The 19,866-nt window shown below is 54.7% G+C and carries 19 protein-coding genes; 11 read left to right on the top strand and 8 right to left on the bottom strand.

Going from position 1 to position 19,866, the window contains the following annotated elements:
* The first annotated feature begins 208 nt into the window (after positions 1 to 208).
* On the top strand, positions 209 to 1,039 hold the full coding sequence (locus RT120_RS13115; RefSeq protein WP_312983105.1) for a DUF2877 domain-containing protein: 831 nt from the start codon (positions 209 to 211) through the stop codon (positions 1,037 to 1,039).
* On the opposite strand, the gene RT120_RS13110 is transcribed toward RT120_RS13115, so the two are convergent.
* A complete protein-coding gene (locus RT120_RS13110) occupies positions 1,022 to 1,930 on the bottom strand; it encodes a LysR substrate-binding domain-containing protein (RefSeq protein WP_312983104.1) in 909 nt (302 codons plus the stop codon). The genes RT120_RS13115 and RT120_RS13110 overlap by 18 nt on opposite strands.
* 729 nt (positions 1,931 to 2,659) lie before the next feature.
* Between RT120_RS13110 and dppA the strand changes: the two genes are divergently transcribed.
* From dppA to RT120_RS13065, 9 genes are all read left to right on the top strand, one after another.
* Positions 2,660 to 4,264 (top strand): dipeptide ABC transporter periplasmic-binding protein DppA, encoded by a 1,605-nt coding sequence (dppA, locus tag RT120_RS13105; protein ID WP_312983101.1) that lies wholly within the window; start codon positions 2,660 to 2,662, stop codon positions 4,262 to 4,264.
* Positions 4,265 to 4,378: 114 nt separating this feature from the next.
* On the top strand, positions 4,379 to 5,398 hold the full coding sequence (dppB, locus tag RT120_RS13100; RefSeq protein WP_312983099.1) for a dipeptide ABC transporter permease DppB: 1,020 nt from the start codon (positions 4,379 to 4,381) through the stop codon (positions 5,396 to 5,398).
* A gap of 9 nt (positions 5,399 to 5,407) precedes the next feature.
* Entirely contained in the window at positions 5,408 to 6,310 is a 903-nt protein-coding gene (gene dppC, locus RT120_RS13095) for a dipeptide ABC transporter permease DppC (RefSeq protein WP_312983097.1), read from the top strand.
* Positions 6,311 to 6,321: 11 nt separating this feature from the next.
* Positions 6,322 to 7,314, top strand: coding sequence for a dipeptide ABC transporter ATP-binding protein (dppD, locus tag RT120_RS13090; RefSeq protein WP_151602793.1), 993 nt, complete (start codon positions 6,322 to 6,324; stop codon positions 7,312 to 7,314).
* Positions 7,301 to 8,305, top strand: a complete 1,005-nt coding sequence (gene dppF, locus RT120_RS13085; protein WP_312983094.1) for a dipeptide ABC transporter ATP-binding subunit DppF — start codon at positions 7,301 to 7,303, stop codon at positions 8,303 to 8,305. Before dppD ends, dppF begins: the two co-directional genes overlap by 14 nt.
* A 134-nt stretch (positions 8,306 to 8,439) precedes the next feature.
* Positions 8,440 to 9,177 (top strand): Fic family protein, encoded by a 738-nt coding sequence (locus tag RT120_RS13080; RefSeq protein ID WP_409515048.1) that lies wholly within the window; start codon positions 8,440 to 8,442, stop codon positions 9,175 to 9,177.
* Between the two features lie 139 nt (positions 9,178 to 9,316).
* Entirely contained in the window at positions 9,317 to 9,574 is a 258-nt protein-coding gene (locus RT120_RS13075; protein ID WP_312983090.1) for a hypothetical protein, read from the top strand.
* Positions 9,575 to 9,624: 50 nt separating this feature from the next.
* Positions 9,625 to 9,936 (top strand): HipA N-terminal domain-containing protein, encoded by a 312-nt coding sequence (locus tag RT120_RS13070; RefSeq protein ID WP_312983088.1) that lies wholly within the window; start codon positions 9,625 to 9,627, stop codon positions 9,934 to 9,936.
* A complete protein-coding gene (locus RT120_RS13065) occupies positions 9,936 to 10,970 on the top strand; it encodes a HipA domain-containing protein (protein WP_312983086.1) in 1,035 nt (344 codons plus the stop codon). Before RT120_RS13070 ends, RT120_RS13065 begins: the two co-directional genes overlap by 1 nt.
* A gap of 53 nt (positions 10,971 to 11,023) precedes the next feature.
* Here RT120_RS13065 and RT120_RS13060 read toward each other — a convergent pair whose 3' ends face one another.
* Positions 11,024 to 11,215 (bottom strand): toxin-antitoxin system HicB family antitoxin, encoded by a 192-nt coding sequence (locus tag RT120_RS13060; protein ID WP_312983083.1) that lies wholly within the window; start codon positions 11,213 to 11,215, stop codon positions 11,024 to 11,026.
* Between the two features lie 135 nt (positions 11,216 to 11,350).
* Here RT120_RS13060 and RT120_RS13055 point away from each other — a divergent pair, with 135 nt between their 5' ends.
* The gene (locus RT120_RS13055; protein WP_312983081.1) at positions 11,351 to 11,881 is read left to right on the top strand and encodes a hypothetical protein; all 531 of its coding nucleotides are present in this window, start codon (positions 11,351 to 11,353) and stop codon (positions 11,879 to 11,881) included.
* A 93-nt stretch (positions 11,882 to 11,974) separates the two neighbouring features.
* On the opposite strand, the gene vapC is transcribed toward RT120_RS13055, so the two are convergent.
* From vapC to pgaA, 6 genes are all read right to left on the bottom strand, one after another.
* Entirely contained in the window at positions 11,975 to 12,379 is a 405-nt protein-coding gene (vapC, locus tag RT120_RS13050; RefSeq protein WP_312983079.1) for a tRNA(fMet)-specific endonuclease VapC, read from the bottom strand.
* Positions 12,379 to 12,609: a type II toxin-antitoxin system VapB family antitoxin gene (gene vapB / locus RT120_RS13045; protein WP_312983077.1), complete on the bottom strand. Its 231-nt coding sequence runs from the start codon at positions 12,607 to 12,609 to the stop codon at positions 12,379 to 12,381. The genes vapC and vapB overlap by 1 nt, the downstream gene beginning before the upstream one ends.
* A 142-nt stretch (positions 12,610 to 12,751) precedes the next feature.
* Positions 12,752 to 13,252 carry a poly-beta-1,6-N-acetyl-D-glucosamine biosynthesis protein PgaD gene (gene pgaD, locus RT120_RS13040; RefSeq protein ID WP_312983075.1) on the bottom strand — a complete coding sequence of 167 codons (501 nt, stop codon included), beginning with the start codon at positions 13,250 to 13,252 and terminating at the stop codon, positions 12,752 to 12,754.
* A gap of 2 nt (positions 13,253 to 13,254) precedes the next feature.
* Positions 13,255 to 14,583: a poly-beta-1,6-N-acetyl-D-glucosamine synthase gene (gene pgaC / locus RT120_RS13035; RefSeq protein WP_312983074.1), complete on the bottom strand. Its 1,329-nt coding sequence runs from the start codon at positions 14,581 to 14,583 to the stop codon at positions 13,255 to 13,257.
* Entirely contained in the window at positions 14,576 to 16,594 is a 2,019-nt protein-coding gene (gene pgaB / locus RT120_RS13030) for a poly-beta-1,6-N-acetyl-D-glucosamine N-deacetylase PgaB (protein ID WP_312983072.1), read from the bottom strand. Before pgaB ends, pgaC begins: the two co-directional genes overlap by 8 nt.
* 9 nt (positions 16,595 to 16,603) lie before the next feature.
* The gene (pgaA, locus tag RT120_RS13025; protein ID WP_312983070.1) at positions 16,604 to 19,060 is read right to left on the bottom strand and encodes a poly-beta-1,6 N-acetyl-D-glucosamine export porin PgaA; all 2,457 of its coding nucleotides are present in this window, start codon (positions 19,058 to 19,060) and stop codon (positions 16,604 to 16,606) included.
* Positions 19,061 to 19,866 lie beyond the last annotated feature (806 nt).

Genomic DNA, 19,866 nt, shown 5'->3' with positions numbered 1-19,866 from the left:
TCAGTGTAGGAAAGCGTCATGGCGCGCGCCCAAAAAGGATTTCTGCTTCACCCTCAAAAAAACTGAGGGCAGTGAGGATTTATTGCAGGCACAATGCCTCAGGCCTTGCGGCCTCTGGCCTGGCGAAAACATCGCCCATAGACCATTACGTCAAACGTGGAAAAAGCAAAGCGCGAATTTGTGATCGCGATAAAAAAGGCGGGGAAACGTGAACGGAAAACTGAACGATTTAACGGCCATTGTGATGTGCGACAGCGTGCCGCAGCAACTGAACGGCGGGGCGCTGGTGGTGCACTCGGTGTTTCATCATGCCTGCAATCTCACCACGCCGGACAATCATTTATTAACGCTGTTAACGCAGGATACCCCGCTGGCCCCCGGCTCGGTGCGGATGGCGTGCGCAGATTGGCGCCCGCGGTTTTCGGCTGGCGAGACGCTGAGGCGGCAGACGGACGGTACGTTTGCCGCTGCGGGCTGTCGTTTAACGCTAACGAACATTCCCTGCCAGTCCACCTGCGTACCGCACGATGCGGTTTTCCCGGAAAACTTACTGCCGCAACTGCGGGTATTTTTGCCCGTCATCGCGCCGGAGTACGGCATCTGGAATATTCTGCACAGCAGCAATGAACGGATGATGCAGGCGGTGCGGCAGTTGGCGGCGTGGCTGGATGATGACGCGCAAACGCCGGGCGACGCGCTAAAAACGCTGATCGGCGCGGGTGCGGGCCTGACGCCATCCGGGGATGATTTTTTGCTGGGCATGTTGTTTGTGCTGAAAGCGACCCGTCATCGCCGGGTTGATGACCTGGCGGCGGCAATAACCGCTCTGTTGGATCGCACCACCACGATCAGCCGGGCAATGCTGTACTACGGCTGCCGTGGGCATTTCGGCGAGCAACTGCTGGCGCTAACCACGCCGACCAACCTATCGCTGAATCACCGGTTATTGCGCGTGGCGGAATACGGCCATTCGTCCGGGCACGATATGTTGACCGGCCTGTTCTTTACCCTGCGCGCGTTGTCAGGCCAGCGGCTGTAGAAACTGCTGCTGGATTTCCGGCTTGCGTAGCTGTTCCATCCACCAGGAAAAACACGGGCGCGAATGTTCCGACGACCAGGCGAGATAGAGCGGCGTCGGTTGTTTGGCTTCTTCGATGGTCATGCAGACTAAGCGCCCGTCATCCAGCCAGGGCTTGCAGATGTGATACGGCAGAAAACCAATCCCCAGCCCCGCCAGATGCATGGCGATCTTGCTGTGGTAATCCGGGGCCACCAGCGCTTTTTGGCCGCGCAGCAGCCAGGCGACTTTCGGCTCCAGCCGCACCGAGGTATCACGTATACAGACCGCCGGCCACGGGCGTAAATCTTCAGCGCGCAGCGGGCGCTGATAAGCGGCCAGCGGATGATCCGGGCTAATGGCGAATACCCATTCCGCGGTGCCGATATCTTCACAGCGAATTTCATTACCGGCTTTTAAATTCGGCGCGCCAATGGCGATATCCGCACGTTTATCCAGTAACGCGTCCCAGACACCGTCATGCACATCAATGGAAATATGAATTTCGGTTTGGGGAAAATGGCGCTCACTCTCGCGCAATAATTCATAAATCGGCTTCAGGCTGATGATGTTATTTAGCGACAGGCTCAGCCGTGTTTCCACGCCTGCGGAAATACGCTGGGTGGAAAAACTTAATTCATCCAGTTCCGCCAGGATCAGTTCGCCCTTTTTAATAAAAAACCGACCGGCCTCCGTCAGGCGCAGTTGTTTTCCATCACGCTCAAATAAACGCACGCCCAAACTGCTTTCCAGTTTATGCACGGTATAACTCAGGGCCGTCGGAACCTTATGTAATTCTTCCGCCGCTGCCGCAAAACTTCCGCAGCGCGCCGTGGTAATCACCACATGAAGAGCCTGGGCCGTAATGTGCATAAACCTTCCTCTTGATAACGCCGTAAGGGGCTATCAGGCTATCAGAATTAAGCAGCAGAAACTGGAACTTAATTCGTTAATGATAATTAGCAACGTTTTTACCGCATCGTCACCATTTTGTGACATTTTTCATTGAATTTTATTATGAAAGGCGGTGTGGGTTTTCCGCTCTACTTATGGATAGCGTCAGGATTTTTTGCTGAAAGGCGCAAACTTTTCGGCATTTAGCGTTCATATCTTCGCCATTGCTCAAGAAATTTCAAATATCGTCAACAAATGGATATGGCTGGTCTGAGCAGATAAGCAAGACGATTATTCTGCCAGGTTGCCGGTAGCATAATTTTCCGTGCTGGAAATAGCGGTGCGAAGTTTTTTTAATCTTTGTCTGCCGTTTCTCACCCCGGTTGTAAATAACCGAGCCCTGTATTGACGTTTTCACATTCTGTTGACAGATTGTAGGGCGTGAGGGGCACTTTATGGACGATCTGTACTGCAACTCAGACATTCAAATGAAAGGATTCCCCATCCTCACATTGCCCTTCGGGCAGATTCCGTTAAGACCGGTAAAAAACAAAAAAAGGTCTGACGGTAATTACTCAACGTATTTCGGTTTACAGCTACGGTAACGCAGCCACACCCGGAGTTTCTCCCGGTGGGTACGCGTCCCCGAAGATGAGTAAAACGGACCAGGGCGAGTAAACACAACACAAATCACATTGGAGCAGAATAATGAGTATTTCCTTGAAGAAGTCAGGGATGCTGAAATTTGGTCTTAGCCTGGTGGCGATGACTGTCGCAGCAAGTGTACAAGCGAAAACCCTGGTTTATTGTTCAGAAGGATCCCCGGAAGGTTTCAACCCGCAGCTATTCACGTCTGGCACCACCTATGACGCCAGCTCCGTGCCAATCTACAACCGTCTGGTTGAGTTCAAAACCGGCACCACTGAAGTGATCCCAGGCCTGGCTGAGAAGTGGGAAGTCAGCGAAGACGGCAAAACCTACACGTTCCACCTGCGTGAAGGCGTGAAGTGGCAGGACAGCAAAGAATTCAAACCGACGCGCGACTTTAACGCCGACGACGTAGTGTTCTCTTTCGATCGTCAGAAAAACGAGCAGAACCCGTACCATAAAGTGTCTGGCGGCAGCTATGAATACTTCGAAGGCATGGGCCTCCCGGCGCTGATTTCTGAAGTGAAAAAAGTCGACGACAAAACCGTTCAGTTCGTGCTGACTCGCCCGGAAGCGCCGTTCCTGGCTGACCTGGCGATGGACTTCGCGTCGATCCTCTCTAAAGAGTACGCTGACAACATGCTGAAAGCCGGTACGCCGGAGAAAGTCGACCTGAACCCAATCGGCACCGGTCCTTTCCAGTTGCAGCAGTACCAGAAAGACTCCCGTATTCTGTACAAAGCGTTTGAAGGTTACTGGGGCACCAAACCGCAGATCGACCGCCTGGTGTTCTCCATTACCCCGGACGCTTCCGTGCGTTACGCCAAACTGCAAAAAAACGAATGCCAGGTGATGCCGTACCCGAATCCGGCAGACATCGCGCGCATGAAGCAGGACAAAAACATTAATCTGATGGAGCAGGCCGGCCTGAACGTGGGCTACCTGTCCTTCAACACCGAGAAGAAACCGTTTGATGACGTGAAAGTGCGTCAGGCGCTGACTTACGCGGTGAACAAAGAAGCGATCATCAAAGCGGTTTACCAGGGCGCAGGCGTTGCGGCTAAAAACCTGATCCCGCCGACCATGTGGGGCTACAACGACGACGTTAAGGATTACACCTACGACGTTGAGAAAGCCAAAGCGCTGCTGAAAGAATCTGGTCAGGAAGGCTTTACCGTTGAGCTATGGGCGATGCCGGTACAGCGTCCGTACAACCCGAACGCACGCCGTATGGCAGAGATGATCCAGGCTGACTGGGCGAAAATCGGCGTTCAGGCCAAGATCGTGACCTACGAGTGGGGCGAGTATCTGAAGCGCGCCAAAGCCGGCGAGCACCAGGCCGTCATGATGGGCTGGACTGGCGACAATGGGGACCCGGATAACTTCTTCGCGACCCTGTTCAGCTGCGACGCGGCAAAAGACGGTTCTAACTACTCTCGCTGGTGCTACAAGCCGTTTGAAGATTTGATCCAACCGGCGCGTGCTGCGGAAGACCACAACAAGCGTATCGAACTGTACAAACAGGCTCAGGTAGTGATGCATGACCAGGCTCCGGCGCTGATCATCGCTCACTCCACCGTTTACGAGCCTGTGCGTAAAGAAGTTAAAGGCTATGTGGTTGATCCATTAGGCAAGCACCACTTCGAAAACGTTTCTGTCGAATAATAAAAGTTAAAAGAGCTTTTATTCCCACTCCCCGCCAGGGGAGTGGGTGAAAGATTTGTGAGCAATACAATCCTGACGCGGCAACGCGCCGGGAGATTACTGAGAATTCGGGATATGCTGCAGTTCATCCTTCGACGCCTGGGGTTGGTTATTCCCACCTTTATAGGCATCACCCTACTCACCTTCGCATTCGTCCATATGATCCCTGGTGACCCGGTCATGATTATGGCTGGCGAACGCGGGCTCTCCCCGGAACGTCACGCTGAAATGCTGGCAGCGCTCGGCCTTGATAAGCCGCTGTGGCAGCAGTACGTCAATTACATCTGGGGCGTAATGCACGGTGATTTAGGTATTTCGTTAAAAAGCCGTCTCCCGGTTTGGGAAGAATTCGTGCCTCGCTTCCAGGCGACCCTGGAACTCGGGGTTTGCGCCATGATTTTCGCCGTTGCGGTGGGTATTCCGGTTGGGGTGCTGGCAGCGGTGAAACGCGGCTCTATCTTCGATCACACCGCCGTTGGCCTGGCGCTGACCGGCTACTCCATGCCGATTTTCTGGTGGGGCATGATGCTGATCATGCTGGTCTCGGTGCAATGGAACCTGACGCCGGTTTCCGGGCGGGTGAGCGACATGGTGTTCCTTGACGACGCCAATCCATTGACTGGCTTTATGCTGATCGACACCGCGATTTGGGGCGAAGAGGGCAACTTTATCGATGCGCTGGCCCATATGATTTTACCGGCCATCGTGCTCGGCACCATTCCGCTGGCGGTGATTGTGCGTATGACACGCTCCTCAATGCTGGAAGTGCTGGGTGAAGATTACATCCGCACCGCGCGCGCCAAGGGCTTGACCCGGATGCGCGTTATCATCGTCCACGCCCTGCGTAACGCGATGCTGCCGGTGGTGACGGTAATCGGTTTGCAGGTCGGCACGCTGCTGGCGGGCGCGATCCTCACCGAAACTATCTTCTCCTGGCCGGGCCTGGGGCGCTGGCTGATTGACGCGCTGCAACGCCGTGATTATCCGGTGGTGCAGGGCGGTGTACTGCTGGTGGCGACCATGATTATCCTGGTCAACCTGCTGGTCGATTTGCTGTACGGCGTGGTGAACCCGCGTATTCGTCATAAGAAATAAGGGGCCATCATGACGCAAATGACAGAAAACAAGGTGGTGGCCGCACCGGTGCCAATGACGCCGATGCAGGAGTTCTGGCACTACTTTAAACGCAATAAAGGCGCGGTAGTGGGGCTGGTGTACGTGGTGGTGGTGCTTTTTATCGCCGTGTTCGCCAACTTTATCGCACCCTATAACCCGGCGGACCAGTTCCGCGACGCGCTGCTGGCACCGCCTGCCTGGCAGGATGGCGGCAGCCTGGCGCATCTGCTGGGTACGGACGATGTGGGCCGCGATGTGCTGTCGCGGCTGATGTACGGCGCGCGCCTGTCACTGCTGGTGGGCTGCCTGGTGGTGGTACTGTCGCTGGTGATGGGCATCGTGCTCGGCCTGGTGGCGGGCTACTTCGGCGGTATCGTCGATAACATCATCATGCGCGTGGTCGATATCATGCTGGCGCTGCCCAGCCTGCTGTTGGCGCTGGTGCTGGTGGCGATTTTCGGCCCGTCGATCGGTAACGCCGCGCTGGCGCTCACCTTCGTGGCGCTGCCGCACTACGTGCGTTTAACCCGTGCGGCGGTGCTGGTGGAAGTGAACCGCGATTACGTGACCGCTTCCCGCGTAGCGGGCGCAGGCGCGATGCGCCAGATGTTCATCAACATTTTCCCTAACTGCCTCGCGCCGCTGATTGTTCAGGCATCGCTTGGCTTCTCTAACGCCATTCTCGATATGGCCGCCCTTGGCTTCCTCGGCATGGGTGCGCAACCGCCAACACCGGAGTGGGGCACCATGCTCTCCGACGTGTTGCAGTTCGCACAAAGTGCCTGGTGGGTAGTGACCTTCCCGGGTCTAGCTATCCTGCTGACGGTGCTGGCATTTAACCTGATGGGTGACGGCCTGCGTGATGCGCTCGATCCCAAACTCAAGCAGTAAAGAGGCACGAGATGGCGTTATTGAATGTAGATAAATTATCGGTGCACTTCGGCGACGAAGGCACCCCGTTCCGTGCCGTTGACCGTGTCAGCTACAGCGTGGAGCAAGGTCAGGTGGTGGGTATCGTCGGCGAATCCGGTTCCGGTAAATCGGTAAGCTCGCTGGCGATTATGGGGCTGATTGATTATCCGGGCCGCGTGATGGCGGATAACCTGGAGTTTAACGGCCAGGATTTGAAACGCATTTCAGAAAGAGAGCGCCGTAATCTGGTGGGCTCAGAAGTGGCGATGATTTTCCAGGACCCTATGACCAGCCTGAACCCCTGTTACACCGTGGGTTTCCAGATCATGGAAGCTATCAAGGTGCACCAGGGCGGCAACAAAAAAACCCGCCGTCAGCGGGCGATTGATTTGCTTAACCAGGTGGGCATTCCCGATCCGGCCTCGCGTCTGGACGTGTATCCGCACCAACTGTCAGGCGGGATGAGCCAGCGCGTGATGATCGCCATGGCGATTGCCTGTCGGCCAAAACTGCTGATTGCCGATGAACCGACCACGGCGCTGGATGTGACCATCCAGGCGCAGATCATCGAGCTGCTGCTGGAGCTGCAACAGCGCGAGAACATGGCGCTGATCCTGATCACCCATGACCTGGCGCTGGTGGCGGAAGCGGCCCATAAAATCATCGTGATGTACGCGGGACAGGTGGTAGAAGCGGGCGACTCGCGGGATATTTTCCGCGCGCCGCGCCATCCGTACACCCAGGCGCTGCTGCGCGCGCTGCCGGAGTTTGCCCAGGATAAAGCGCGTCTGGCGTCGTTGCCGGGCGTGGTTCCGGGTAAATACGACCGCCCGAACGGCTGCCTGCTGAACCCACGCTGCCCCTACGCCACCGACAAATGCCGCAGCGTAGAACCCGATTTGAATACCGTCGACAACGGTCGTCAGTCGAAATGCCATTACCCACTTGATGATGCCGGGAGGCCTAACTATGAGTACGCTTGAGGCCACCACGCAACCGCTGTTGCTGGCTATAGATTTGAAGAAACATTACCCGGTTAAAAAAGGCATGTTCGCCCCGGAGCGGCTGGTAAAAGCGCTGGACGGCGTGTCGTTCAGCCTGGAGCGCGGCAAAACCCTGGCGGTGGTGGGCGAATCCGGCTGTGGGAAATCCACGCTGGGCCGTCTGCTGACCATGATCGAAACGCCTTCCGGCGGCGAGCTCTATTATCAGGGCCAGGATCTGCTTAAGCACGATCCGCAGGCGCAAAAGCTGCGCCGCCAGAAAATCCAGATCGTGTTCCAGAACCCGTATGGATCGCTCAACCCGCGTAAAAAAGTGGGCCAGATCCTCGAAGAGCCGCTGCTGATCAACACCGATCTCAGCAAGGACGCGCGCCGCGAGAAAGCGCTGGCAATGATGGCGAAAGTCGGCCTGAAAACCGAACATTACGACCGTTATCCGCATATGTTCTCCGGCGGGCAGCGCCAGCGTATCGCTATCGCCCGTGGGCTGATGCTCGATCCGGACGTGGTGATCGCCGACGAACCGGTTTCCGCGCTGGACGTGTCGGTACGCGCCCAGGTGCTGAACCTGATGATGGATTTGCAGCAGGATTTGGGGTTGTCTTATGTATTTATTTCCCACGATCTCTCGGTGGTAGAGCACATTGCCGATGAAGTGATGGTGATGTACCTGGGCCGCTGCGTGGAGAAAGGCACCAAGGATGAGATTTTTAACAATCCGCGTCATCCGTACACCCAGGCGCTGCTTTCTGCCACGCCGCGCCTGAACCCGGATGACCGCCGCGAGCGCATCAAACTGACCGGCGAACTGCCAAGCCCGCTCAACCCGCCGCCGGGCTGCGCGTTTAACGCCCGCTGCCGCCGCCGCTTCGGCCCCTGCACCCAGTTGCAGCCGCAGTTGAAGTCTTATGGCGGGCAGTTAGTCGCCTGCTTCGCAGTGGACCAGGATGAGAACGGGGAAATCCGTTAATCACAACAGCCGGGACGATATCCCGGCTTTTTTTCGTCTACTCTTCAGTTCCTCGCTGTTGTGATACATTTTTGTCTCTTCCGGTCCGCTAACGTCAATGATCCGCGGGGAGACAAAAGGAGTTTATCTTGAGCATACAATCTTCCACGCCGCTTGGTTTCACCTGGGACGCCAGCGTTCTTCCTGCGGTTACGCCGGGCACCACGCGCCGGGCGTTAGCGATCTACCAGCAGCAGCTGGCGTCGTTTGTCTGGGATGCGGCGAAGCTGGAAAATAACCCGTTTACCTTTGTCGAAGTGCAAACGCTGCTGGATGGCGTCACCGTCGGCGGGCACAAACTCTCTGATGCGGAACAGGTCACTAACCTGGCCGACAGCAGCAAAAAGCTGGTGGAGTTGGTGAAGAACGGACGCTTCGACCTGAATAAGCCTACGTTCATTCTGCTGCACACGATCGTGGCGCGTAACGAGGCGCTGGAATGGGGCGTGTTTCGCGGGGAAGGGGAGGAAACCAGCTACTCGCCCTATGTCGCTCTGGGCGAAAAGGGTGAGCATCACCCTTTGCCAACAGTAGCGGGCGCGGCGGAGCTTAACCGGGTCTATGCTGATGGCGTCGCTTTCATTAAAACGCTGCCGCCTTTTGAGGGCGCGCTGGTGATGTTTCTGTTCGGCGCACTGCAACAGTTCTTTTTTGACGGCAACAAACGCACCAGTCGCCATATGATGAACGGCTGGTTAATGAAGCATGGCTTTGATCCCATCAGCGTTCCGGCTGCCCGGGCGCAGGAATTTAATGACAGGATGGTGAGCTTCTACGTTGAGAAAGACGCCACGGCGATGCTGGCGTTTTTGAATAGCTGCCGACGGAGCTGAACCGGTGAGATATTTAAAAAGCTCATTTTTGAGCTTTTAATGGTTACAATATTCTTTATGTATTTTTTATGAGCTTTTTACAGTTTATTGGTTTATATTTGAGCTATTTATTTTTTAGAAATGAATCATAGGCTCATTTATGAACGAGAATACCCTTGCCTCTGTCACCTGGAAACTGCAAGCGCTGAGCGAAGAGCTTAATCATGTTCGTCAAAGCCTGCTAAATCATGATGCTGCTGCACCGTCGGGTAGCGCGCAAGCGATTGAAACTCCCGGTGAGCTTGGTGCTTTACTCAATGACCGTCGTAAACAGCTAGGCATCGATCTGGCCATACTCGAGCTTCAAACGGGCGTATCGGTCTCAACCCTCAAACGGCTGTTTAAAGATCTTGAATAGGTCAAATTCGGCACCGTTCTGGCCGTCGCCCGAACGCTGGGGGTGAAACTATGCACCGCCGTGTGACCGTGCTGCTGTATGGCGAACCGGTTGGTGAACTGGTACAGGACACAACCGGTTATCGCTTTACCTATCGCGATAACTATCAGGGGCCGCCGCTGTCGCTGAGTCTGCCGGTCAGTCAGCGCACCTTTCACTGCGCCACGCTGCACCCTTTTTTTGTCTCACTGGCCCCGGAAGGCTGGCTCAGGCATCGCTATAGCCAGCTTCAACAGCGGGATGAAAAAGATCTGCTGGGGATGCTTATTGATAACGGTAAAAACCTGATTGGCGCGGTGCAACTCAGGGCTGAGGAGGCGTAATGGCAAATTGTCGAATCTCTCTGACGCCGTTGCATCCACGCGATGAGGCGACGGGTTATTCCTCGCGCGGTTTAAAACAGCTTACCGGCGATGGGCGGGCCGATCCGCAACTGCCTTTCTCCCGCAGCGAATTTATTGCTGAGCTACCCAGGACGCAGGCGGGCATGAGTATTTCCGGCTATCAGCCAAAATTACAGGTCGTACAGCAAAACGACGCGTTTAACGTGGTGGATCACCAGGGCGACTATATTCTCAAACCTTCTCCGGCGGAGTTTCCTTTCCTGGCGGAAAACGAACACGCCACGATGACGTTAATGTCGCGCCTGGGGTTTGCCGTGCCGCCGCACGGGCTGGTACGTTTTGCTAACGCCCAGCCTGGCGATGCGGATGAATATGCCTTTATCGTGCGCCGCTTCGACCGGGACGCTCAGGGAAAATCGTTGCATCAGGAGCAACTGGACGCTGCGATGAACGTGGGCGAAAAGTACGGCAAAATTCGCGAAGACGGCAAGCAGTACGTTAGTTATCAACAACTGGCCGAGTTCTTGCTTGCTCACGTTAATGACAACCTGGCGTTTAAAATCGACCTGTTCCGGCGCATTGCTTACGCTTACCTGCTGGGCAACAACGATATGCACTTGCGTAACTTTGGGCTGATCCTGCCGGTTGCGGGCGCTCCTGAACTGGCACCGGTTTATGATTTTGTCAGCGTTGCGCCTTATCCGGCCGCGTTTAACAGCGGGTTTTTAGCATTGCCGCTTCTGCGCTGCGAAGAAGGGGAACGGGATCGGGCTCCGGGCATGAAAACCCAGTACGGCGAATATCTCGGCAAAGATTTTTTACTGCTGGGCGAGGCGATGGGGCTGGCGCGTGCCGTGGTATTACGCCTGTTTGCGCAGATGCAGAAAGAGGCGGTGACGGTTGAGAAGGTTTATCGCGCGTCGTTTATGCCTGAAAGCGATGTGGCGTTGGTATTACAGTGCTATCGGCACCGGCTGCGTCGGTTGATGAATGTGGATGAGGTGGAGCTGTAAAAACTATATTGGTAAATGCTGCAACGTTGCCAGGCAAAAATCTGATAATTGTCTTACCCCTTCGGCTCAATTCCTTTCTGCCGTAACGCCTCACGCGCCAGGTTTTTAAACCAGTTCGCCAGACTCACGCCTTGTGCTGCGGCCTCGGCGTCAAGTTGTTCACGCAATGCCGGGTCAATACGCATTTTGAATTGTGGGGCCTGTCCCCCAATTGTCGATTTTTTATCTCTTTTGATAATTGACAAGAGGCCACCTACGGAATAGTTTAGCTTTCATTGGTGGCCACTTTAACATAGCGAAACCACCATAAACAACGCCCCGGAGTGCTTGGAACCACTACCGAGGCGTCTAACCACAAACGTTAATCACGGAGTAACGCTATGGCTAACGCTAATAGTACCACATTCGCTCGTCCTGAAATCATGCTCCCCGAGTCAGATACCGACTCTGCGATCCCGCTTCTGCTTTCTGCGCCACTGGGTAACAGCCTGGATTTATTCGAATTACTCGACCGCTGCCGTCACCTTGCCGACGCGCTGATTGAAAGCGACAACCACACCGAGCGCATGGCACTATGCGGGCGGTTGCTCGCTGGGCTGGAAGTGTTAAGAAGCGCGTTAGACGCGACATTGCCACCGCATCTTATCGACAGGCTAACCATCGATGCGGCAACGCCAGATGATTATCGCGGCCCATTTTCAACGGATTCCGAAACGCTGCGGGAGTACTGTGCGGCGCTCACTCTGCTGTTATTACAACATCAGCAGACGGCGCAACAGGAGGCGTCGATTACCGGGTTGTTATCTGAATTAGTCTCGGTGCTGGTCACAGATCTTAAAGCGCCGCGCTTCGTGCAGACTGAAGCCGGGTTGATGATGATTGGCGGTGAAGGCGGAAAGGGCGTTCATTAACCACGATTCATTTTCGAAATTTGCCGCGTTCTGGCAGTAATGTACGCCACTGATGGTACATTACTGTCAGTTAATCTTTTAATAAATAAAAGATTATTGCACTGACCAGTCTTCTATCCTTAACCCTGGCACACGATCGAAATCGCGCCGATTATTCGTCACTACAATCAATCCTTGAGAACGAGCATGGCCTGCTATCATGTAGTCATAAGCGCCAATTGTTGAGCCTCTTCGCTCTAATTCCGCTCTGATTTGGCCCGTATGATTAGCCGCCCCGGCGTCGTAAGGCAGTACCACCAGACGAGCGGTAAAACCTTCAATTGCGTGTAGGTTTCTCTCAACCTGTAGTGATTTTTCCGCTCCCACAATCAGTTCCATCAACGTCACTGAACTGATGCACATTTGCCCGTCATGCCGATTGAAAGCATCACGGACAGTCTGTGGTTTGTTTTTCATTGTAAAAATACAAATATTGGTATCAAGGAGATACTTAAGCATTAAAAATCTTCTCTGCTTTGCGCTGCCGGTTGTTCCCTGTCGGACATAAAGTCATCGCTGACACCTTCGCCATCGAACCAGCTATCCCACCGTTCTCCTGCGGGCGTGATGATACGGGTACGGCCCACTGCGACAATCTCGACATGCTTAACGTCTTCCGGTAACGAAACGGCTTTTGGCAAGCGAACCGCCTGACTGCGGTTGCTTTTGAATACAGTCGTTTTTCCCATGATGGCCTCCGGTATGTGTACGTCATTTAATCTAAAAGAATAAAAGGCTCATGGGATATGTCAATGGGATATACATTTTATTGCGGCCATGATTCCAGACAAAAACGCCAGCGTATCGCTGGCGTTCTTCCTTACCGTCCCCCTATAACGTCGCCGGTGTCCTCTGGCGCAGCGGCGGGGGCATCATTTGCAACTTTAGCGGCGGAGCAGGCAGCAGGTTATCGTTAATACCCTGCTTAATGTCCACATAAGAAATGCCGCCTGTGGCGTTGTGGTAAACCGTCAGCACCCGCGCTTTATTCAGTTCGGTGACCAGTTCCGGCGTAATATGAAAGCTGACCGCCAGTTCTTTGGCCGCCAGCGCCGGGCGGCGTTTGCGGCGTTCCACGCGAAAGCGCAGCTGGTTATATTTGGCCCACAGGATCAGCACCAGTCCGTTAATCAGCGCAATGAGAAAATAGAGCGCCAGGGTGACCAGCGTGGATTCAAACGGGCGCGGCCCCATAAACGCGTTTTCTGACAGCGCCTTGACCAGCCCCAAATAAATCAGATAAGCGAACCCCAGCCAGGCACCCACGGTCATAACAAGATCGATAAATTTCGGCAGCTTGCGCTGTTCGGTGAAAATTAATGGATGTTCCATCGTTATATTCTCCCAATACCACGGTCAGGACTCACCCAACGCGCGCGGGCGCGCTGGCGTTTCAACATGACTTTCGGGAAGGCGACGAGGGTAGTGAACAGGCTCAGCATCCAGTACACCACCGGGAACCAAATCACCCAGAACAGCGAGCCGGCGATGCCTTTTTCATAACGGCGCTCAATCAACAGGCTGACCAGGAACTGCACTAAACACACCACGCCCAGCATTAGGCCGGTAAACGCCGGTGGGAACAGGCTGTGGATCTGTAAATCCTCCGGCATCGGCACCAGGTAACCCAGCACAAACAGCACCACGCTCATGGCGTAGGCAAAGGCCCAGGTGGTGGACAGCGTAAACTCCCAGTACAGCGGCCACATGCGGCGATATTCCCAGGCGGCCAGGCGGCGCATATTCACCAGGAAGACTTCCGCGCCGCCCTGCGCCCAGCGCAGGCGCTGTTTCCATAGACCCTTTAACGTCTCCGGCATCAAAATCCAGCACAGCGCGCGCGGTTCAAAGAATATCGACCAGTGGCGCAGCTGCAATTTCCAACTGATATCAATGTCTTCGGTGATCATATCCGGGCTCCAGTAGCCTACCTCCGCCAGCGCGCTGCGGCGGAACGCGGCGATCACGCCAGAGACGGTAAACACCTGCCCGTAAATGCGCTGGGTACGTTTAATCAGCCCGATGATGGAGGAGAATTCCCCCACCTGAACGCGGCCAATCAGCGTGGAGCGGGTACGGATGCGCGGATTTCCGGTTACCGCACCGACGCGCGGGAACTGCAACAGCGGCGCGACCAGATAGGCGGCGGTGTCGCGGTCCAGCAGGGCATCACCGTCGATACACACCAGGAAATCGCTACGCGCGGCAGCGGCCCCGGTTTTCAGTGCCACCGCTTTCCCCTGGTTTTCTGCCAGATGGATCACGCGCAGGCGCGGATACTCCGCAGCCAGCATATCGAGCACCTCGGCGGTGTTATCGGAAGAACCGTCGTTAATGGCGATCACTTCAATGTTTTCATAGCGCTGCGCCATGGCGGCTTGCACCGTTTCCCGCGCGTTCAGCCCCTCGTTGTAACAGGGGATCAGAATGGAAATCAGCGGATTGCCCTCCAGCACGGGCGGAGGCACCTCTTTGCCCCACGGCCATTTGCGCTCGCGGTAGAACCAGAAGTAAATCCCGCCGGTTATCCAGATGGCGGACATAAACAGCGGCCAGAAGAACACGAAGTTCAGCATCATTTCGCCGGTAAAGATCACCGCCACGCCGAGCGGGATGCTGAATACCAGGCAAAGAACGAGAAAAGCTATTAAACGATCAATCATTTTTCGGATACCAGAAAGATGAGAATGCCGGTCTGACCTGGGACATCTCAGGCTTATCATTAATGAAATCATCAGGGTAGTAACCAAAATGTCTGGCGCCGCTCATCTGGAGCTGCTTCATCCATTCGGCCAACTGCGCACCGCTGATTTCCGAGTGATTGTCATCCTTGTTCCAGTCCCTGGCTTGAAGTTCGAAGACCGTCTTATTCAGGGCATTCGGGTCTTTCGCTACGGTTCGTACCAGCTTATCCAGCCAGGCATTACTCTCTTGCAAAGGTACGCCTTCCATAAGCGGCATCGCCATTGGCGCGGTCCAGTCGTAAGTCGAGAGGAAATCGTTGAGGTTTTGCGCGAACCAGGCTTCGCTTTCCGGTTCGAGGATCGGCATCGCATAAATGTTGCGCGAGGTTTTCACATACGGGCCGCGGATATCCCGCACCGCCTGGGCCAGGGTGCGGGTATAGTCAATCAGGTAGCGGCTCTTGTAACGCGTCCAGCGCTGGAACGTGTCCGGGTTGCTGCGAATATCGCTGATGGTGCCGTTGAAACCGGCGGCGTGGTACGCGTTCATCGCCACCGGGCTGGCATCTTCAAAATCCGTCAGCATGGCGTCGTCATGGAACAGGATGCCGCGGAACGAGGCATAGCGCGCCAGATCCTGGTAAAGCTGGGTGATTTGCTGGCGGCCTTCGGCGCTCCACGGCGAGATCCGCTGATAGTGCTGCTTGCCCTTTTCCAGCCGATTGGTTTTCGGGTTCCAGGCCTGCACGCGGGGGATCGACTTCTCTAAATCTACCGCCAGCACCGGCATCCACGCATACACGACGACCCCAGTTCGGGTTTGTAGCTGCCACGACATATAGTTAAACAGATCTTCACGCACCGGCAGGACGCTGTTATTGAAGTACACCGATCTCACGGTGCCATCGCCCGTTGGGTCGGCGAAGGCCTGCAAATAGACATGGGTGATTTTCATGTCGTACACGCGCTGGATCAGCTTATCGATATTGCGTTTCTGCTGCGCCGGATTTTTGTCGTACACGTAATCAAGATCGATGTGCATCACGCGCTTCGGCCAGACTTCCTGCACCTGATTCAGGGTATTGGCGAATTCGCGGATATTCGGGTTATCGGAAATCAGTATGCGCGGAATACTGCTGAGGTCGTTAGCGTTCGCCAGGCCATCCTGCAACGTGAACGCCATCTGGTAACCGTGTTTTTTGGCGATAGCCAGCGAAGTGCCGTTGGAGGCACCGTATGGCCAAACCCAGGCGCGTGGCGCTTTGCCGGTGACTTCGGTGATTTTATCGGTTATGCGCACCACGTCGCTTTCGATACGTTGGGTGAACTGCTCGTCGGTTTCATATTTACCGGTATTTTTGTCATACAACCGGTTAGCAACGGCGGGCAGTTGGCTTCCCTGCGGGTTGGCCTGGCTACCGTAGTGCGAGTTCCAGGTATGGGAGCCGATTTCCACCAGGTGCGATTTACTCAGTTCCCGCACCATATCCCAGGTGGCGAACTTATTGCGCGCTGTCATTAAGCCGCCGAAATTCACCTTTTGATTCGGCGGTGCATCGACCCAGCTTCCCACCGGGGCCCACAGCGCAGGGAATTTATAGGCCTGCAACAGCGGCCAGACGCGGTCATAGAAACTGCGGTAACCGTCATCGAAGGTCAGTAATACGGCTTTGGCAGGTAACGGACGGACGCCGTTATGGGCATCAAGAATTTGCTGAACGCTAACCGGGTGATAGCCGTGGTCGCGCAACCAGGCCATCTGATCGTTCAGGGCGCTGGTACGCACCGACAGATAACGCTGATCGGCAGCGTTATCTTCCACGTCATGGTAACCGAGTACTAAAAAGCTGTTTTGCGGCCAGGGGCGGTTGGCTTCCAGCTGCGGACGCTGCTCCGGCGGCAGGAAACGGGGCTTTTGTGCGTTACCGCAGGCGGTGATCAGCAACCAGGACGCCACCAACAGTGCGATACGGAACACTTGTTTCAGCATGATTAATCCTTAAAACCGTACATTCAGATCAAAGGCGACGCCAAGGTTTTGCTCACGTTTCCCGTCGTAGGGACGTTTGTCCCAGGTCAACATGACGCCGGCGTCGAAGGTATTGTTTAACTGCAACCGCTGACCGTATCCCACCTGGGTAATCAAACCGGTGTCGTAATTTTTCTGCCAGTAGGCACCCACGCCTGCGGCAAACTGTTGGCTCCATACCGTTTCATAACGGCGGTACATGATGTGTTCCGCCTGAATGGCGGGCGTAACGGAAAAGTCCTGTTTCGGGTTGTAGTAGGGCACGTTCTCTTTGCTGTTGGTGCTGCCGTACAGGCTGGGGGTGAAATCGAGCGTGAAGGTTGGACGGGTCAACATCCGCTCTTTGCCGCTCAGGCCGAATTCCCACCGGTTGTTGCCGTCAGAGAACCAGCTTGGTGCGACGCTGAGCTGATATTCCCGGCGCTCGTTCTGATACCAGCGCACATACGCTGTACCGCCATCCGCCGTCACATCGTTACGCATCGCGCGTAACGGCGTGTTTTGCGACAGCCGCTCGGCGGAGCCGCCGACGCGCCAGTTATCGTTGAAGTCGTGCCAGCCGGAGAGCCGCGCGCCTAATTTGTTGCCGCCGTTGTAATTGCGGTTCGACAGTTCGGCTTCAATCCAGTAATCGCGGGCGCGCCATTCGATGCCGCCCAGCGCATCCCGCGTGATGCCTTTGCCTTCTTCAAATTCACTGTTGGCGTAGTTGAAGCCCGCGAACAGCCGCCAGTTATCGCCCATTGGCGGGCCATAAATCGCCGAGTTGAGCGTGAAGTCGTGGCTACCGCTCACCGGGCTGTCGGAGTCAATGCCCTGCGAGCCGCTGATGCGCAATTCCGATTTATGATGAATATCGCGAATGCGGTCGAGCCGTTGGCTCGCCGGGTCTTCAGCGCTGCGGTTAACCACGTCATCGGTCAGCAGATCCATTTGCCGCCACTCCTGGAGATCCAGCGCGACGTAGGCCTGCTGGCGTTCCAGCTCAAGGTTGGAAGGTTCCAGCGCTTCGGCGATTTTCAGTTCCCGCTCGGCGGCGCGGGGCAAGCCGCGCGCGTCAAGCACCGACGCATAGTTGATGACCAGACTCTGGTTGCCCGGCGCGCTGCGCGCCAGGTTATAGCTGAGTTTTTCCGCTGCGGGCAGATCGTTGGTCATCACCTCGTACTGCACCAGCAGAGTACGCCCCAGCAGCCATTTATCGTTCGGCCCTGGCGTAGGCGACCCGTAAAAGTGCCGCTGGTATGGGCTTTTTTCGAGGATCTGCACCACTTCCTGTTGGGCTAACGTGTAGTTCTCGCTTTCCATGTAGGCGTAGAACAGGTCCTGCTCATCATCGGTAGGCAGGTTCACGGCGTTGGTCGGCCCGAACAGCTCGGAAAAGAGTTTTTGCGCTTCCTGTGGTTTACGGTCGGCCAGATACGCCGATGCGGCCCAGCGGCGCGCGTAGTCTGGCACCGGTTTGCCGTCGGCCAGCAGAGATTCATACTCGCTCACCACTTCGCTGTAGCGGTTACGGTTCAACAGCGCGCCGAGGCGGTCAACGCGGGCGCGGCGATACTCCACGGCGGCGTTGGGGTCGTCTTTCCATTTTTTCAGCAACACGTCGTAACGGGCGAGAGCTTTGTCGGCCACGATAAAACGGTCTTTCTCGCTGCGTGTGGAGGTGAAAGACATACGAACCAGCTCGGCGGTGGCGTCGGCTTCCAGGGTGCGTTCAAATTGCGGAGAGATATTGGCGGACTGAGACATATTGAGCGCCGGGCCAGAGATGCGGTTGGCCGACAGCGTACCGAGCAGCGATTTTTCCAGCTCGGCGTTAGTGGGTTCAATCCCCTCGGCGCGCGTAGTGGCGAACAGCGTATCCCAGCTCTTGCCCTGTGAGCGATAAACATAAGCCAGCAGTTGGTAGTGCTTCGCGCTTGGGTCCGCGACCAGCATCGCTTCGGCTTCCTCCAGGGCGCGGTAGTTTTGCTTCGCGTCTGCCAGCGTCATCACCCAGCCGACATGCAGGTCATCGTTATTGGGTTCCAGCTGGCGTGCCTGTTCCCATAAGCTGAGCGACGTGTTCCATTGCTTCTGGTTACGGTACGCCCGCGCAGCGGCAGCGACACCCCGGGCGGGAATATCCATGCTGGTGTGATAGCGTTGCCAGATGCGGGTGACTTCCGCATCGTTGCCAGACCAGCCCGCCACCTGTAGCCAGTCGGCGACCTGGTTGGCGTTCAGTTCATTTTGCTGTTCCTGCATCCGCATATAATCGAGCAACCCGCGCGTATTACCTTCACGCGCTTGAATAATGAGTTGGTCGTAGTTTGTATCCGCTGCGTTTGCCAGTACTGGAAAGAATAAACACAAACCCAGAGCGCAGGACGCTCGTAGACCTTGCCTGAAGGCAATCTTTTTATATTGCTGTGCGGTACGCATAACACCCCTTATATTTTTTATTCCTGCCCGAGACAGTCAACGCTACACATTGCATATTGCAATACGTATATATCAAGGCCGGGGAATTGCTGAGTTTCCCCAGATTTTAAAAGATAAATCATGCGAAAGGCTTATTGACCACCCGGTCAGAGATATTTGTGAAACTCCATATTCACAGGTGAAAACGCAAAAATTATATCAAGCGAAATTTATGTGTCCAGATTATTTACAGGTTGAACACTGTTACTTAACAAAGTTACCAGTGATTATAGTTAATGTTTTCTGTTTGGTGATAAGATTATTTTTAATTAATACTTAGATAAAAATAAGAAATACAAGCACTTGTTAATATCACTTCCTTAAGGAAAATTAATTATTTCATAAGAAATACAGAGTGAATTTGCTAAAAAAAGTGACGGCGATCATGATCTCCCACAACGATGTGGCGATGAGTATAGCCCAGTTTTTTATATATTTAGCGGCCCTTATCCTGTGTTTATGTACAATACTGGTCACTATTGTTTCTCATCCATTAGCATTATTTTGCTCATTTTATGCTAAACAAACCGAGGAGCCTGTTGTTATATCCATAGCGCTTAATTAATTACAGAGGGTATGATTTTGCGGATTTCTCATGATAAAAATTTATTCTATTTTCGTATTGCGGATTTTCTAAATTAAGCTACCGGTTATTTTATGTGGGCTATTTAATTTCCGCCGTTATTTTTTTAACGGGATGCGATAATTTTACCGGCAAAAATTTCAGCGGCCCTTTGTGAAAATAATGATGCGTTCAATCTACTGAT

The sequence above is a fragment of the Atlantibacter sp. genome, assembly GCF_032062175.1.
GTDB lineage: Bacteria > Pseudomonadota > Gammaproteobacteria > Enterobacterales > Enterobacteriaceae > Atlantibacter.
Note: the sequence above shows the minus strand (reverse complement) of the source record. Positions and strands in the feature narration are given on the sequence as shown.